The organism is Parabacteroides sp. An277 (assembly GCF_002159645.1).
Lineage (GTDB): Bacteria > Bacteroidota > Bacteroidia > Bacteroidales > Tannerellaceae > Parabacteroides.
This window is the reverse complement of sequence record NZ_NFJB01000001.1, coordinates 70,733-86,615: the sequence shown is the minus strand read 5'-3', so window position 1 is coordinate 86,615 and position 15,883 is coordinate 70,733. Positions and strand designations below refer to the sequence as shown.

11 protein-coding genes are annotated in these 15,883 nt (G+C 45.9%); 1 reads left to right on the top strand and 10 read right to left on the bottom strand.

Translation table 11 applies throughout. The annotated features are described in order from the left end of the window. Positions 1 to 8: 8 nt before the first annotated feature. The 6 genes from B5F77_RS00345 to thrS all read right to left on the bottom strand — a co-directional run bounded on the left by B5F77_RS00345 (position 9) and on the right by thrS (position 6,302). On the bottom strand, positions 9 to 1,571 hold the full coding sequence (locus tag B5F77_RS00345; RefSeq protein WP_087326058.1) for an SLC13 family permease: 1,563 nt from the start codon (positions 1,569 to 1,571) through the stop codon (positions 9 to 11). Positions 1,572 to 1,685: 114 nt separating this feature from the next. After that, entirely contained in the window at positions 1,686 to 2,510 is an 825-nt protein-coding gene (gene cysQ, locus B5F77_RS00340) for a 3'(2'),5'-bisphosphate nucleotidase CysQ (protein ID WP_204244933.1), read from the bottom strand. Between the two features lie 483 nt (positions 2,511 to 2,993). Then, complete coding sequence (gene rplT / locus B5F77_RS00330) at positions 2,994 to 3,338, bottom strand: 50S ribosomal protein L20 (RefSeq protein ID WP_087326054.1); 345 nt, start codon at positions 3,336 to 3,338, stop codon at positions 2,994 to 2,996. A 105-nt stretch (positions 3,339 to 3,443) separates the two neighbouring features. Then, complete coding sequence (rpmI, locus tag B5F77_RS00325) at positions 3,444 to 3,638, bottom strand: 50S ribosomal protein L35 (RefSeq protein WP_087326052.1); 195 nt, start codon at positions 3,636 to 3,638, stop codon at positions 3,444 to 3,446. A 62-nt stretch (positions 3,639 to 3,700) separates the two neighbouring features. After that, on the bottom strand, positions 3,701 to 4,312 hold the full coding sequence (gene infC, locus B5F77_RS00320; protein ID WP_087326050.1) for a translation initiation factor IF-3: 612 nt from the start codon (positions 4,310 to 4,312) through the stop codon (positions 3,701 to 3,703). 49 nt (positions 4,313 to 4,361) lie between these two features. Next, entirely contained in the window at positions 4,362 to 6,302 is a 1,941-nt protein-coding gene (gene thrS, locus B5F77_RS00315) for a threonine--tRNA ligase (RefSeq protein ID WP_087326048.1), read from the bottom strand. A gap of 374 nt (positions 6,303 to 6,676) precedes the next feature. Here thrS and B5F77_RS00310 point away from each other — a divergent pair, with 374 nt between their 5' ends. After that, on the top strand, positions 6,677 to 8,230 hold the full coding sequence (locus B5F77_RS00310; protein WP_087326261.1) for a DUF4435 domain-containing protein: 1,554 nt from the start codon (positions 6,677 to 6,679) through the stop codon (positions 8,228 to 8,230). Between the two features lie 343 nt (positions 8,231 to 8,573). Here B5F77_RS00310 and proS read toward each other — a convergent pair whose 3' ends face one another. From proS to B5F77_RS00285, 4 genes are all read right to left on the bottom strand, one after another. Continuing rightward, the gene (proS, locus tag B5F77_RS00305; RefSeq protein WP_087326046.1) at positions 8,574 to 10,055 is read right to left on the bottom strand and encodes a proline--tRNA ligase; all 1,482 of its coding nucleotides are present in this window, start codon (positions 10,053 to 10,055) and stop codon (positions 8,574 to 8,576) included. A 235-nt stretch (positions 10,056 to 10,290) separates the two neighbouring features. Continuing rightward, positions 10,291 to 11,550 carry a BamA/TamA family outer membrane protein gene (locus B5F77_RS00295; RefSeq protein ID WP_087326259.1) on the bottom strand — a complete coding sequence of 420 codons (1,260 nt, stop codon included), beginning with the start codon at positions 11,548 to 11,550 and terminating at the stop codon, positions 10,291 to 10,293. Between the two features lie 13 nt (positions 11,551 to 11,563). Further along, positions 11,564 to 13,228: a beta-N-acetylhexosaminidase gene (locus B5F77_RS00290; protein ID WP_087326257.1), complete on the bottom strand. Its 1,665-nt coding sequence runs from the start codon at positions 13,226 to 13,228 to the stop codon at positions 11,564 to 11,566. Between the two features lie 362 nt (positions 13,229 to 13,590). Continuing rightward, complete coding sequence (locus tag B5F77_RS00285) at positions 13,591 to 15,864, bottom strand: GH92 family glycosyl hydrolase (protein WP_087326042.1); 2,274 nt, start codon at positions 15,862 to 15,864, stop codon at positions 13,591 to 13,593. Positions 15,865 to 15,883 lie beyond the last annotated feature (19 nt).

Genomic DNA, 15,883 nt, shown 5'->3' with positions numbered 1-15,883 from the left:
TTTTTATCTTAATTCACTTCAAACGGCCAAATATGCGGAATGAGGAACACCGAAATGAGAAAAACCAAGATGTTCAGCGGCAAGCCCACCCGCACGAAGTCCGTAAACTTATAATTACCGATACCCTGCACAATCAGGTTCGTCTGGTATCCAATCGGCGTCGAAAATCCGGCCGAAGCCGCGATGCAAATCACGATGAAGAACGGCATCGGGTCCACGCCCAGCTGGTTCGAAATCGAAAGCGCAAGCGGGAAAGCCAACGCCGCTGCCGCATTGTTCGTAATCAGCTCTGTAATCAGATTGGTAATAATATAAAGGATAGCCAACAGGACGTAGGGTCCGTGGCTATGGCTCATTTCAATGATAAAATTGGCAATCATGTCGGCCAATCCGGAGTTGACCATCGCTTTGCTAATGCCAAAAGCGCACGCGATGGTAATCAAAATATCCCACGAGATGTATTTCGTATATTTCCTGGCGGGAAAAATATTGGCCCACGCCATGACGACGGTCGTCACCGCTGCAAAGAAAAACATATCCATCTTGATGTTCGGGAAACGTTCCTGCGTCCAAGGAAGCTCGCCAATGGTCGCGCCGATAATCATCAACGCCAAGAGAATCAGTACAAACGTGCGCTTCTTGTGGTTGGATTGCGAAGCGGCATCCTTTCCATTCGCAATCATAAGAAAGACGGAAGACTCGCCCCATGCCGCCACAAACGAATCGTCGGCCATCACCACCAAGGTATCCCCCTCATTAAGCACTACGCGGTCCATATTCTTCGTCAGATTCCGCCCGTTCCGTTTAATCTCTTTGACTTCCACGCCATAATGCCGACGAAAATCGAACTCGCTCAACCGCTTGTTGATGCCAGGGAAACGTGGCCCCAGGACGACTTCCACGGGATGCAGGTTCTCCGCGATATCCGTTTCGTCTTCCATTACCTCATCCTTCTCCCGCTCATCAGGAAGCAATCGTTTGGAAACCAAAAAAAGATACAAAATACCTGCCACCGTGACGGGGACGCCAATCAAACTCAGCTCAAACATGCTCAGCCCCCGATAACCCGCATCCATCATCATCCCATGCACGACCAGATTGGTAGAAGTCCCTATCAAGGTACATATACCACCCAATATCGTAACAAAAGAAAGTGGAATCAAGAACTTGGTAGCCGGAAGCTGTACCGACTTCGCCCACCGCTTGATTATCGGCGCGAAAATCACCACGACCGGCGTGTTGTTTAAAAAGGCAGAAATAAAAGCAATCGACGGCAGCATGCGCAATTGTGCCTTGAAAACCGTCGTCTTTCCTTGGGGCAAGACTTTATTGATTATCTGCGTCAACGCCCCCGATTGCCGAACCCCCTCGCTCACTAAAAAAAGTAAGGCTACAGTAATCATACCTTTATTACTGAAGCCTTCCAACATTTCCTTCGGCGAAATAATGCCCGCGCATAGAAACAAGACTACCACAGAGAACAAGACCATTCCTGGGCGCATCTTATCCCATATCAACGCCGCAATCATGCCTATTAAAGCACAAAGTACAAATAATATCTCGAAATTCATGTACACTTTCCCTTTAAGACTTTTCAGACAGGGTGCAAAGATAATAAGATAATGACATACATCCCGCAAAAATGCCTGTAAAATCGCCAAGAGAAGCCATACAGAACACTACTTCTACAAAATAGACGATACTGGTTTTACCACGAACCAAGGATTCAACAAATCCTCCTTGTTGTAAGTCAAAGGTGTTTTTTCATCAATATGGTAAATGTCGCATCCTGCAGCTCGTGCAATTGCATGCCCAGCAGCTGTATCCCATTCCATAGTTGGAGCAAAACGAGGATAGATATCAGCCGAACCTTCAGCCACTAAACAGATCTTTAAACTACTTCCGCTGCTGATAAGCGTAACAGGTTGTCCCTTTTTTCGCAAATTATCTATATAACGCGTCGTCTCTTCTGTCTGATGCGAACGAGAAGCTACCACCACAATCCCTTGATGTACCAAAGCGGAAGGCAAGCGGGTCGCCCGTTCGCGCATGCCTTTCATAGATGGCTGGTTTTCACTATCTATATGAGTCAACTTGTAAGCTCCTATTGTATCACAAGCAAAATACAGCTCTTTTCTGACAGGGACATAAATCACACCCAACACCGGAACCCCTTTATGCACCAAGGCGATATTGACCGTAAATTCTCCATTCCGTTTAATAAATTCTTTAGTTCCATCCAACGGATCAACGACCCAAAGCGTCTCCCAATTTTTACGTTCTTCATAGGAACATTGCTTTTCCTCTTCGCTCAAAATAGGGAAAACTGTTACTGAAAGTGCTGCCACAATCAAACGATTTGAAGCCTTATCTGCCAATGTCAACGGAGAATTATCTGCTTTCTTCTCAATACCAAAATCAGCATTTGGATCCGAATAAATATCCATAATTGATTTTCCTGCATCCAAAGCAGCCCTGATGGCTATATATAAATAATTATTGAAGTCCATAATTGTACCTATTTTTCGATTTAGACAAATATATAACCTTTATACGAATAAACCAAGCTTTTGCTCATTCTTTAGGTATATTTAAAAAAAGAGGTTATCGAAAGCTCGATAACCTCTTATAATGTGGGAAAGCCGCACCGTAGATATGAATAAACTCCGTATGACAGGATTTGAGCGCCTCGCCATCTTTGTAATCCGCCGTGCTAAACATACCCCGAAGGGCGCGGCCCGCCATTGACGACAAAAGCAATGTCTCGGAATTATAATAAATTGATGAGTTTCCCAATCGAACAAGTGCGGCTTAACTCTTTAAACTTTTCAATTGTGTACTGCAAATATAGAACCTATTTTTCAATAATGCAAATTTTTCTCGAAAAAAAATCCAAGAAAATTTCATCACATTGTAATAGGATATAAAAAGAAAAACTTATCCAAACGTGCTTGGATAAGTTTATTCTATGTTTCAGCAAGAAGAATCACCTCTTACTTTACCTTCGCAACGATAGCTTTAAAAGCTTCCGGATGATTTACGGCTAAATCAGCCAACACCTTACGATTAATTTCAATACCTGCTGTATGCAAAGCACCCATCAAACGAGAGTAAGACAAACCTTCCAAACGAGCAGCTGCATTAATACGTTGAATCCACAATGCGCGGAAATTACGCTTCTTGTTACGACGGTCGCGAAATGCATACGTCAAACCTTTTTCCCACGTATTCTTTGCTACAGTCCATACATTCTTACGTGCACCATAATATCCACGCGTAAGTTTCAAAATCCGTTTTCTTTTTGCTCTTGAAGCAACATGATTTACTGATCTCGGCATAATTCTAATTTGTTTTTGAATGTTAGCGCCATCTTCTTACAGATGAACTTATTTGCTAATAATTCGGTTAATAAAAATCTAAAAAACTCGCTTTAAATAATTGATTTAGATACAAAGTAATTTCTTTACGTTTGGCACATCCACAGAAGCAATCAAACCTGTGTGAGTCAAATTACGTTTTTGTTTCTTTGTCTTCTTCGTCAAAATGTGACTCTTAAAAGCATGTTTTCTCTTGATTTTACCTGTTCCGGTAAGAGCGAATCTTTTTTTGGCACCGGAATTAGTCTTCATCTTAGGCATTTTCCAATCTATTTTTAATTAATTAAACCATGTCTATTCCTCTTTAGGAGGGATAGTTTTATTTATTCTTCTTTGCTTTCTTCTGTCTGAGGAGCAACTTTCTTAGTCTCCATCTTTTCAGACGGAGCCGTTTTTTTCACTTTCGAACCCGCGCCCTTCTTCGGAGTAATCAGGATAATCATCCGTTTTCCTTCCAATACAGGCATTTGTTCCACCTTACCATATTCTTCTAAATCGTTAGCAAAACGAAGCAACAACACTTCACCTTGTTCTTTAAACAAAATAGAACGCCCTTTGAAGAACACGTATGCTTTTACTTTTGCTCCCTCTTCCAAGAAACCTTTTGCATGTTTCAACTTGAATGCATAATCATGATCATCTGTCTGAGGTCCGAAACGAATCTCCTTCACCACAATCTTAACCGATTTTGCCTTCTGTTCTTTCTGACGTTTCTTTTGCTGATAGAGAAATTTTTGATAATCAATCACTCTACAAACAGGCGGCGCAGCATTGGGCGAAATTTCAACCAGGTCCAATCCTTGATCTTCGGCGATTTTCAAGGCCTGCGATATGGGATAAACTCCCTGCTCTACATTATCACCGACTAATCGAACTTCACGAACACGAATCCGTTCGTTCGTTCTGTACTGCTCTTTCGAATTGTCAATCTTCATTCAAACGATTATTTATTCTCCTCTATTTTTTATTATTTACGCTATGCAATCACCAACGATTAATCATTTCTTCAACCTCTTGGTGTATTTGCGCCGCAAAGGTAGTAATTTTCATCGAACCTTTATCACCTTCGCCCTGTTTTCTTACAGAAACTTCACCATTTTCTGCTTCTTTTTCGCCTACAATGAGCATATAAGGGATTCGTTTCATCTCATTATCGCGAATTTTGCGTCCAATCTTCTCGTTTCGATCGTCTACCAGAACACGAATATCTTGCTTCTTCAATTCGCGAGCCACTTCCCATGCATAGTCATTAAAACGTTCGCTAATTGGAAGAATGCAGACTTGATCTGGTGTCAACCACAACGGGAATTTCCCTGCTGTATGCTCAATCAGTACAGCTACGAAACGTTCCATCGAACCAAACGGTGCGCGATGAATCATCACTGGACGGTGCTTCTGGTTATCTTCTCCTGTATACTCCAGTTCGAAACGTTCAGGAAGGTTGTAATCCACTTGGATAGTTCCTAATTGCCAACGACGACCAATGGCATCTTTCACCATAAAATCAAGTTTAGGCCCATAAAATGCAGCCTCGCCATATTCAATAGTAGCAGGCAACCCTTTTTCTTCACAAGCTTCAATAATAGCACGTTCAGCTTTTTCCCAATTCTCGTCGCTACCGATATATTTATCGCGATTTACTTTATCGCGCAATGAGATTTGAGCCTCAAAGTTCTGGAAATCCATAGCCTTAAACACTATTGAGATGATATCCATCACACGGATAAATTCATCTTTCACCTGGTCTGGACGGCAGAAGATATGAGCATCGTCTTGCGTAAAACTACGTACACGCGTCAATCCATGCAACTCTCCGCTCTGTTCATAACGACACACGGTACCGAACTCGGCAATACGCAAAGGCAGGTCGCGATACGAACGCGGCGAATTCTTATAAATCATACAATGATGAGGGCAATTCATGGGCTTCAAGAAATACTCTTCTCCCTCCTCAGGAGTATGGATAGGCTGGAAAGAATCCTTCCCATATTTAGCATAGTGACCCGATGTAATATACAATAATTTATTACCAATCGGCGGACACATTACTTCCTGATAATCATAACGGGCTTGGATGCGACGCAAAAAGTCCTGCAAACGAAGGCGAAGCGCCGTGCCTCGAGGCAACCACATAGGAAGGCCCTTTCCCACTGTATCCGAGAACATAAACAAATCCAGCTCCTTGCCTATCTTCCGGTGGTCGCGTTTCTTCGCTTCTTCTAATACCGCTAAATATTCATCAAGCATCTTCTTCTTCGGGAAGGTAATGCCATAGAGGCGGACTAACTGTTTGCGTTTCTCATCGCCACGCCAATACGCGCCAGCCACGCTCAATATCTTCACCGCCTTAATATAAGAGGTATTCGGAATATGCGGACCACGGCACAAATCCGTAAACGCGCCTTGCGTATAGGTCGTAATAGTCCCGTCTTCCAGCTCGCTAATCAATTCTTCCTTATATACTTCTCCCCGCTCGCCAAACATTTTCATCGCATCGGCTTTCGAGATATCTTTTCGTACGATGGACTCTTTCTTGGCTACCAATTCAAGCATTTTCTTCTCGATAGCAGGGAAATCACTGTCTTTGATAACAGCCTCGCCCGGGTCTACGTCATAATAGAACCCGTTTTCAATAGCCGGACCGATACCGAATTTGATGCCAGGGTACAACTCCTGCAAAGCTTCAGCCATCAGGTGGGCACTCGAATGCCAGAAAGCATGTTTGCCTTCCCGGTCATCCCACTTGAACAGTTTTACACTTGCATCCTCATAAATCGGACGAGTTAAATCCCAAACCTCTCCGTTCACATCGGCAGCCAATACTTCTTGCGCCAAGCGAGAACTAATACTTTCAGCTATTTGCATAGCCGTCGTCCCTTCAGCATATTCTCTGACGGAATTATCGGGAAATGTAATCTTAATCATAATCTGTTCATTCTTTTTAATTCAGCGCACAAAGTTAATACCTTTTTTGAATGTATAAAACATTTAAATGGAAAAGATTGCAAAGAATTTGCGCTTGCACATTCCAAATATTCTTGATAACTTGCCCTGCGGAAAAGAAAAAAGCCCGGACGAAAAGTAAAATAGATCCGAAGAAAACTTTCTTTTCCAGGCAGCAATTCTATAAATATCGTCGATATTTGTACACGTATCGTCGATATTTACACAAACATCGACGATATTTGTACATGCATCGTCGATACGTGAAGAATTACTGCTTAGGAATGAAAGTATTCATAGGAGCTTCCGGAGTTTATCTGGGCACAAAAGGAATATATAATATAATGTATAATAATATGGAAATAACATTGCCTCTTCATATCAACCAGACGCAAATGCGGGTAGAGACGCGCACATTGGTGGTCATCGGCACGAATGGAGCAGGAAAGAGCTCTTTCGGCCGAGATTTATTAAAGCGTTATCCGGAACGGGCGCAAAACATTTCAGGGCTTCACGCGCTCTTCATGTCGAATTCATCAGAGGATGTGCATTGGATGCAACAACAACCTCTTTTGCAAGAACGACTCCTTTTGCCTCGAATGACAGCCTATGAACGACTAATCCTTCGCCTGCAACACGAAGAGTTTGAAGCAGCCGTAGATTATAAAGAGGCGTGCAAGAAGACACCCGGTTTGACACCGCCTATCACCAAGATAGACCTTATCCAAACACTTTGGGAAGAGATGTTCCCGCAAAACCGACTCGTACGCAAATCTGGATTCATTGAACTGACTTCGGCCTCGCGAACCGGCGATTCTTATACCGCAGGGCGTATGAGCGATAGCGAGAAACTGGTATTTTATCTAATCGGGGCTATCCTTTATGCACCTCAAGAGGCTTTGCTTATCGTGGAAGAGCCGGAGACGTTACTCCATACCTCTATCAAGAATTTGCTTTGGAATAGAATAGAACAGTTACGACCAGATTGTTCGTTCGTCTACCTGACGCACGACATCGACTTTGCACTCTCGCGTCATGCCTCGAAACGATTATGGATTCGTTCGTATGATGCAGACCATCAGTTATGGGATTATGAACTGATTGAAAACAACCGCAACCTGCCCGAAGAACTTTATATGGAAATACTAGGTAGCCGGAAACCTATCCTTTTCATCGAAGGGACGGAAACGAACAGCATCGACAACCGACTTTATTCGCAAGTCTTTCCGGATTATTTGGTAAAACCCATGGGAGGTTGCCAGAAAGTCATCGAAACCACCAAAGCATTCAATAGTTTGAAGGATTTCCATACGCTCGAAAGCATGGGCATCGTGGATAGGGACAGAAGGACAGAGGCCGAAATTGCTTACTTGCACGAGCAGCATATCTATGTTCCGAACGTGGCTGAGGTGGAAAACCTCCTCCTGCTTGAAGAGGTTATTAAGACCGTAGCTGCCCGCCTCATGAAGAAACCCGATGCGATATTCACAACCGTAAAGCAAAACGTTATCCGCCTCTTCGCTAAAGACATGGAAGAACAAGTCATTCTTCATGCCAAGCATCAGGTAAGGAAAAAACTGGAGATGGCGCTCAACGTCAAAATCCATTCCTTCGAGCAACTGAGCGAACGGGTAGAAGAGATTCACGAACATATCCAAACAGACGCCATCTACCGTCATATCAAGCAAACGTTCCAATCCTACATTGACACAGCAGATTATGAAAGTATCCTCCGCGTTTACAACCAAAAAGGAATACTTCCACAAAGTCGGTTGTGCGGACTCTGCGGCATCAGTTCCAAAGAACATTACCTTGAATTCATTCTCTCTATTCTGCAAGAGGGAAAAGAGGATGCCGAGGTCATCCGCCGAGCCATCAAACACTCGCTTGGGATGGAAGAAAAGCCCTAAAATGCCTTCCCCACGACGTGGCGGACCTGGAAAAAATTTTTCTGCCTTCCCCACGACGTGGCGGACCTGGAAAAAAATTTTTCGCCTTCCCCACGACGTGGCGGACCTAGAAAAAATTTTCTGCCTTCCCCACGACATGGCGAGCCTGGAAAAAATTTTTCTGCCTTCCCCACGACGTGGCGAGCCTGGAAAAAATTTTTCTGCCTTCCCCACGACGTGGCGAGCTTGGAAAAAATTTTTTCGCCTTCCCCACTTTCCGCGTAAAAGAAAAGGTCGACACCTCACGGCAGCGACCTTTCATATAATAATTATTAAAACAACAGGTTCATTTATATACAGTTTCTCAATAAGCACGGGCAAAGAGGACGCGGCGCGCCGAGGGTTTGCCCGTCACCATGCAACGGCCCGGCGTCATATCTCCATCCAGCGGAAGACATCGAATCGTCGCCTTTGTTTCATTCTTAACGCGCTCTTCTGTTTCTGGCGTACCATCCCAATGAGCCATAATGAAATAACCCTGTTCGATTTTTTCCTTGAATTCGTCGTACGAATCCACGGTAATAGTACGTTCTTCGCGACGCTTCAACGCTTTCTGGAAAATATTATTTTGGATATCCTCGAGAAGATTTTGCACGCGGTCTTCGATGCCTTCCACAGGAACCGTCTCCTTTTCCAACGTATCGCGACGCATCACTTCGATGGTGCCGTTCTCCATATCCCGTCCTCCCATCGCAAGGCGAACAGGCACACCCTTCAACTCGTAGTTAGCAAACTTCCAACCCGGCTTGCGGTTGTCTGCATCGTCAAACTTCACAGAAACACCTCTCTTCTTCAGATTCTCCACGATGCCGTTCACCCGTTCGCGAATCTCGTTCAGTTGTTCCATGCTCTTATAAATAGGAATAATCACCACCTGAAGCGGTGCCAAGTGGGGCGGAAGAACAAGTCCGTTATCATCTGAATGAGACATAATTAAAGCGCCAATCAAACGCGTAGATACTCCCCACGACGTAGCCCAAGCATAATCCGTCTTGCCATCCTTATCTACAAACGTCACGTCGAAAGCCTTACCGAAGTTCTGCCCCAAGAAATGCGATGTCCCCGCCTGGAGCGCTTTTCCATCCTGCATCATGGCCTCTATCGTATACGTATCAAGCGCACCTGCGAAGCGTTCGCTTTCCGATTTCACGCCGCGTATAACAGGCATAGCCATGTACTTCTCGGCAAAATCTGCATACACGCCCTGCATCTTCTTTGCTTCCTCTTCCGCTTCTTCGCGAGTCGCGTGGGCCGTGTGGCCTTCTTGCCAAAGGAATTCAGCCGTGCGAAGGAATAAGCGCGTACGCATTTCCCAACGCATGACGTTCGCCCACTGGTTGCACAGCACGGGCAAATCACGATAAGAGTGAATCCAGTTGCGGTAGGTATTCCAAATGATGGTTTCCGAGGTCGGACGAATGATGAGTTCCTCTTCCAGCTTCGCTTCAGGGTCTACTACGACGCCCGTTCCGTCGTGATTCGTTTTCAGGCGATAATGCGTCACCACGGCACACTCTTTGGCAAAACCCTCGACATGCTCCGCCTCCTTGCTTAGAAACGACTTCGGGATGAGCAACGGGAAATAGGCATTCACATGACCAGTTTCCTTAAATTTACTATCCAGAATGTGCTGCATTTTCTCCCAGATAGCATATCCGTAAGGCTTAATCACCATACAACCCCGTACAGCCGAGTTCTCGGCGAGGTCTGCTTTAATTACTAAATCCTGATACCACTGGGAGTAATTCTCGCTCCTCGGGGTAAGCTCTTTCAGTTCTTTTGCCATTGTAATATGTTTATATTTTATGTATTTCCTAATAGATTCCTTTTTCGCGGTGCAAAGGTACGAAATATCTCATAAATCCAGCTTATTTGATGGGGCATTTCATGTCTCTTTCGCCTTGCCGGTACTTCTTGAATACACCGGGAACTGCCGCACGGCTTTCATGTACGAAACCGCCCTGCAGCTCTACGAGGGACTTTCATAGGCATCTGACGACTTCAGGAAGCCCAGACACGCGTCAGAAAGCCTCTGTCATATTCATATAAAAAGAGATTCCCTTGTTGTCAGGATCTTTACCAAAATCAAGACGGAAGTTTTTCCCCGGTTGGATTTGGAAACGAACACCCACTCCATAATTAAGCTTCCATTTATTCCAGTCTACAAGCGGAGCATTACCAATGGTACCCGTTCCGACCCAAGCGACAAATCCACACTTTGCCCAGAAATTCCCGCTACGGTATTGAGCCGGGCTACCAAACATGTGGCGGTATTCCAATATCGCATACGCCATCGACTTATCTCGATATTGGCCTATATAATACCCACGGAGGTCGAAAGGCGACCCAAAAGAGGGCAATTCCGAATAGGGTACGTCTCCGACACTCATCTGCGTGCGAGCCACCCATGCCAACGTACTTCGCGGACGGAACACATTCTTGAACTGACGGTATTCCAACTCGAACATTTCGTAATTGTAAGCCCCTCCTAAGTATTTACCATACACTTTCGCCATGGCGCTAAGAAGCACCCCCCGAGTAGGAGTCGCCACATCGTCGCGCGTATCGTATTGCAACAGGCCGCCTATGCCAACATTTACATATTTGGACTTAAACTTCCTGAAATAAGCATCCGCTGCCATGACCGGATTGATATCCATCGCCTTGGTATAATTCAAGTCGAGGAGCGTTCCCGCAAAAAAATGAGGTTTCACTTCCCAAACGAAGCGAGGATAGAATTGGAAATAGGTACGATGGTATTTGGTGGTCGAATCGCCACGCTCGACGTGTTCAATCGTCTCGTAACCTTTGCCATAATAATGGCTGGGTTCGTTGCGGAAGCTATAATTCAAATAAATACGGAAATGATTTTCCTTAAAGAAAAGAGTACCGGCTCCTGCTACCACGATAGTCCCGTTCAAAGATAAATTAACGCCTGCCGGGATAAAGGAACGCTTCGTAATGGTATCGTTCTTATGGAAACGGAAACTCGCCAAGACTGCACCGCCTACTCCAACCGAGGCTTCGGGCGTATAAGACGGACCACCCAAGACAGACCACCAGACATCCTTCGTAGCACGAATGGAATCCTTCCGCATTTGCTTATAGTAACGACGCATTTGCTTCTCCGTCATAGGCTTTCCGTCTATCATCAACGTCTGTTGGGGAAGCGTGTCCCGCGAATGCACGACCGAATCCACCGGATGCTCTTGTGCCAAGACAGGCGAGCTGATCCACCCGCCTGCCATGAAGAGGAGCCCCGCTCCTATTTGTCTCCACATGTACTTTATTATTTCAATCATGATACAGCACCGAGTCGACTGGAAGTTCTACAATCGTGGTGTCGTGGATATCTTCCCGGTAATGATACCCGCGTACGGTATACTTCTCCAACATCGCCGGCAAACGCTTCTTGAAGCTTTCGAAGTCTTTTTTATCTGGCTCTGTCCATTGAATCTCTGAGAGGGCTGCCATGCGAGGCAACAGTTGCCATTCCATCTTGAGGCTATCTTTTGTCCATTCCGTCCAAAGACATCCTTGCACACCTATCACGAATTGCTGCTCATCCGGCGTCAGTTCTTTCGGAACAGGCTCGAAACAATAGACTCGCTTCACACTATTTACCCCCGGTATCTTATTCCACCGCGGATTGCTAAAATAGAGATATTGAATAGGAGCCATAATGACCGGATGATGTTGCCGTGCAGCTGCGATGCCGCCTTCCGTACCTCGCCAGGAGACCACCGTCGCATTAGGAGTCAATCCGCCTTCCAATATCTCGTCCCATCCTAATATCTGCCGACCATGTTCGTTCACAAACTTCTCGATTTCACCCATGAAATAGGTCTGGAGTTGGTTCTCTTTCGTATGTTCGGGTGTCTCCTTTATACCCAGCTCGCGGATTTTAGCCTGACACTTAGGGCATTCCCGCCAACGCTTCTTCGGGCACTCATCCCCGCCAATATGGATATAAGGAGAAGGGAAGATATCCATTATCTCCTCCAACACATCTTTCGCAAACTGCAAGGTTTTCGGATTACCAGCGCAAAGTACCTCTTTGTGGACACCAAAACGTCCTGGTATCGTATAAGGGCCACCTGTACACCCCAATTCTGGATAGGAAGCAAGCGCCGCCATCATGTGTCCCGGCATGTCGATTTCCGGTATCACCGTGATGAAGCGTTCAGCTGCATAGCGCACAATCTCCCGTGCTTCGTCTTGAGTATAAAATCCACTATGCGGAACGCCGTCGTACTCGCGCGTAACGGGGTCGATGAGAGTCGAATCGCGCACAGAGCCAATTTCCGTCAGCTTCGGGTATTTCTTTATCTCGATACGCCAACCCTGGTCTTCCGTCAGATGCCAATGGAAATAATTGATGTTGTGCATCGCCATCAAGTCGATCATCTCCTTCAAATAAGAGACGGGGAAATAATGCCGGCCCACGTCAATCATAAATCCGCGATACGGGAAACGGGGCGCGTCGTCTATCAAACCGGCAGGCAGCGCGGCCACCTTTTCCGTCCCTTTCACGATGGGCAGCGCCTTGTATAAAGTCTGTACACCATAGAACACGCCCGCTTCGCTTCCGCCCTCTATCAGGACTCTATTTTCGGCTACGTCCATCCGGTAAGCATCTTTCCCTTTGGCATTATTCGAGACCGAAAGGACAATCACATTCGACGAAGGACGCTTGTCTACGACCTCCATCTCGATGCCCGTCAGCTCTTTCACATACGAGACTACGAAATGCGCCGTACGCACCAAGGCTTCATTGTCTGGCTGGCAATAAACCACGGTCCGCGCATTCATTACAAACGGTTTTTCCGTCATGGGCTGAAATACCTCTTGCGGCAAAGGGATTACTTTCAGGTTTCCTACTTCCACGGTGGGAGACGAGCAGCCTGTCAAGACAAGTAAAAAGGCCGCTCCGGCAAATTGACGTAATCGAGTTTTCATCATATTTTCAAGTTTTTGACAAAGATACGACTTTTCCGCCTATCTACCTACGAAATAAATCAATATATCCAAAGAAAACTTCCTAAGCTCCAAGGAAAAGTTAAATACCTCCGAGGAAAGTTCTATCTTTAGGTTAAAGATACATATCTTTAGGTTGCAGATATGTATCTTTAAGCTGCAGATATATATCTTTAGCCTAAAGATAGAGAATTCCCCGTATCTTTCGACTTTTTCGACCGGCTTCTACCATTTTTCTTCGTATATAACGACTTTTCTTTAAGCAGAAAAGCAAAAGAAAACCGGATACCCCTTGCCTCGCGCAGAGGAGAAGGGATATCCGGCTGGATTAGAAACCAACACGCTTATGGCATCGGATCGGCTGAAGGAGGCGGAACCGCCACGCCCCAAGTCTTGTTGGCGCGAGGACCCATCTCAAGCTCGAGCACGCCTCCGTTTTGGATATCTTCGTGCGTGAACCAAACCTGGTCGAGCGGCTTCCCATTCAGACGGGCAGACTGGATGTATTTGTTCTCGTCGGAAGCATTATTTGCTTTGATTTCAAACACTTTGCCATTACTCAACGTCATCTTCACGTGCGAGAAAACCGGGCTGCCAATATTATACGACGGCATACCTGGCGTCACTGGATAGAATCCCATCTGGCTAAATACCACGAAGGAAGCCAAACCACCACCATCCTCGTCGCCCGGCACGCCCATCAAATCGTTGCGGAACCACTGGTCGAGCAACATACGGACACGCTTCTGCGTCATCCAAGGCTTGCCGGCATAATTATACAAGTAAGGAATGTGCATCGAAGGTTCGTTGGCCATCGAGAACATCCCGACATTCCCCGTATGGTCAGGCAAAAAGGAATAGAATTGCCATTTCGACATGCCCAGCGGCGTGTTGAACATCGAGTCCAGCCCAGCAGTAAAAGCTTCGTTTCCCCCCATGAGGGCAATCAAATCGGCCACATTATGCTGCACGTCCCAACGATAGATATACCCATTGTTCTCGTCGTAATAATCCCGCGCACCCAAGCCACCATCGTAACGGTAATCCAGCGGCGTAATGAACTTCCCGTCCTTATCTTTCGGATGGAAGAAATGCGTCTCCGGATTAAATAAATTGCGGTAATTATAAGAGCACTTCAGGTAATGGGCCGCCTCGTCGGCTTTTCCCAATTCTTGTGCGATCTGGCTAAGACACCATTGGTCGTAGGCCGTACCCAAGGTAACAGCTACGGGCTGACGTTTCTCCCAGATAGAAACATTCGGAACCGTTTCTTTTTCGCCCGGACGAAGCGCAGGGATGTAACCATGCTCTTTGTAAAAATCGTCCAGCCAACCTGCCGGTTTCGCCGACCAAGGGATGAGGGTCTTCTCTTCAATACCCGCACGGCAAGCCTCATACGCTTTTTCCAAATCGAAACCACGTACGCCTTTGCGGTACGCATCGATGACGGCTGCTACGCCATGGTTCGAATTCATGCGGCGCGAATCACCTGTGATTTCGGGAAAAGTAGGCATCCAATTCGTACCCATCTGTTCGGCCATGAGAAGATAAGATTGGATGATATTGCCTTCCAACTCGGTTTCGATCATCGAACGAAGCGGATGAGTCGCGCGATAGGTATCCCAAATCCAATCATCCACGTAAAAAGGACGCCCTTCGTCGTCGTGAACTTTCCCATCATACGCGCTGTAATAACGGCCATCCTCGCTGATGCAGATAGGACGTTCGTAGCAACGATAAAGTGAAGTATAAAAGACTGTCTTGTCGTCCTCGCTTCCGCCTTCCACGACAATCTTACCTAACGCTCGATTCCAGGCATCCTTGGCGGCTTTGGCAACCACGTTCACATCGTAGGCCGCAATTTCGCGCTGGAGGTTCTTTTTAGCCTGCTCCACATCAATGTAAGAGATACCATAACGAATCCCCACTTCTCCTACCTGAGCTGGGAAAGCCAATGCTACGGCTGCATTCTCCCCTTCAGCTTTCTGAGCCGCTTGGATTGCCCCGTTTGCCAACATACCGGCTTTATCCGGCGTTTTATCTATTTCAGCATAAAGATAAACTCTCGTTTTGCCATCTATATATTGATAACTGCTCACGACATTTCCTTCTACCTGCATTTCCCCCTTGCGAGAATTAAATACCAAATAAGCCGGCGCATCTTGATCTTCGAAAGTCAAACTATATACAGCACTTTGGCGGGAAGGAGCAAAATCAACCTCCACATTCTCCTCATCCAAATAGACTTGGTAACGGTAGGGCGTCAGTTGCTCTTGGTCGTAACTCAACGGCATGACAGGAAGTAGTTTACCCTCTTCACCTTGATAAGGACTGAGATTAAAGGCCGAACTTCCTCGATGGCTCGTGACGATTAACGGCAAACCACCTAAACGGTCTCCTGTAAAATCTGCCCGCTCCGGATAAACACGCATCATGCTATTGGGCAAATGAACCGTAGGATAGGTAGGCACCAATAAATGACTAATATTCCCAATATAGGGATTCACATATTCAATAGGCGATAGTGTCTGCACCTGTGTCCCCGTATTCGGAGCACAAGATAGCAGCCAAAGTGCAGAGACACATATCGCACAGATAGATTTTATTTTCGTATTCATTCTTTTCTTCCTTTTAGAT

What these genes read in the sequence shown, in the direction of transcription:
- B5F77_RS00345 (WP_087326058.1), bottom strand. Translation starts at nt 1,571, where the DNA reads ATGAATTTCGAGATATTATTTGTACTTTGTGCTTTAATAGGCATGATT.
- thrS (WP_087326048.1), bottom strand. Translation starts at nt 6,302, where the DNA reads ATGATTAAGATTACATTTCCCGATAATTCCGTCAGAGAATATGCTGAA.
- infC (WP_087326050.1), bottom strand. Translation starts at nt 4,312, where the DNA reads ATGAAGATTGACAATTCGAAAGAGCAGTACAGAACGAACGAACGGATT.
- rpmI (WP_087326052.1), bottom strand. Translation starts at nt 3,638, where the DNA reads ATGCCTAAGATGAAGACTAATTCCGGTGCCAAAAAAAGATTCGCTCTT.
- B5F77_RS00295 (WP_087326259.1), bottom strand. Translation starts at nt 11,550, where the DNA reads ATGTGGAGACAAATAGGAGCGGGGCTCCTCTTCATGGCAGGCGGGTGG.
- cysQ (WP_204244933.1), bottom strand. Translation starts at nt 2,510, where the DNA reads ATGGACTTCAATAATTATTTATATATAGCCATCAGGGCTGCTTTGGAT.
- rplT (WP_087326054.1), bottom strand. Translation starts at nt 3,338, where the DNA reads ATGCCGAGATCAGTAAATCATGTTGCTTCAAGAGCAAAAAGAAAACGG.
- B5F77_RS00310 (WP_087326261.1), top strand. Translation starts at nt 6,677, where the DNA reads ATGGAAATAACATTGCCTCTTCATATCAACCAGACGCAAATGCGGGTA.
- B5F77_RS00285 (WP_087326042.1), bottom strand. Translation starts at nt 15,864, where the DNA reads ATGAATACGAAAATAAAATCTATCTGTGCGATATGTGTCTCTGCACTT.
- proS (WP_087326046.1), bottom strand. Translation starts at nt 10,055, where the DNA reads ATGGCAAAAGAACTGAAAGAGCTTACCCCGAGGAGCGAGAATTACTCC.
- B5F77_RS00290 (WP_087326257.1), bottom strand. Translation starts at nt 13,228, where the DNA reads ATGAAAACTCGATTACGTCAATTTGCCGGAGCGGCCTTTTTACTTGTC.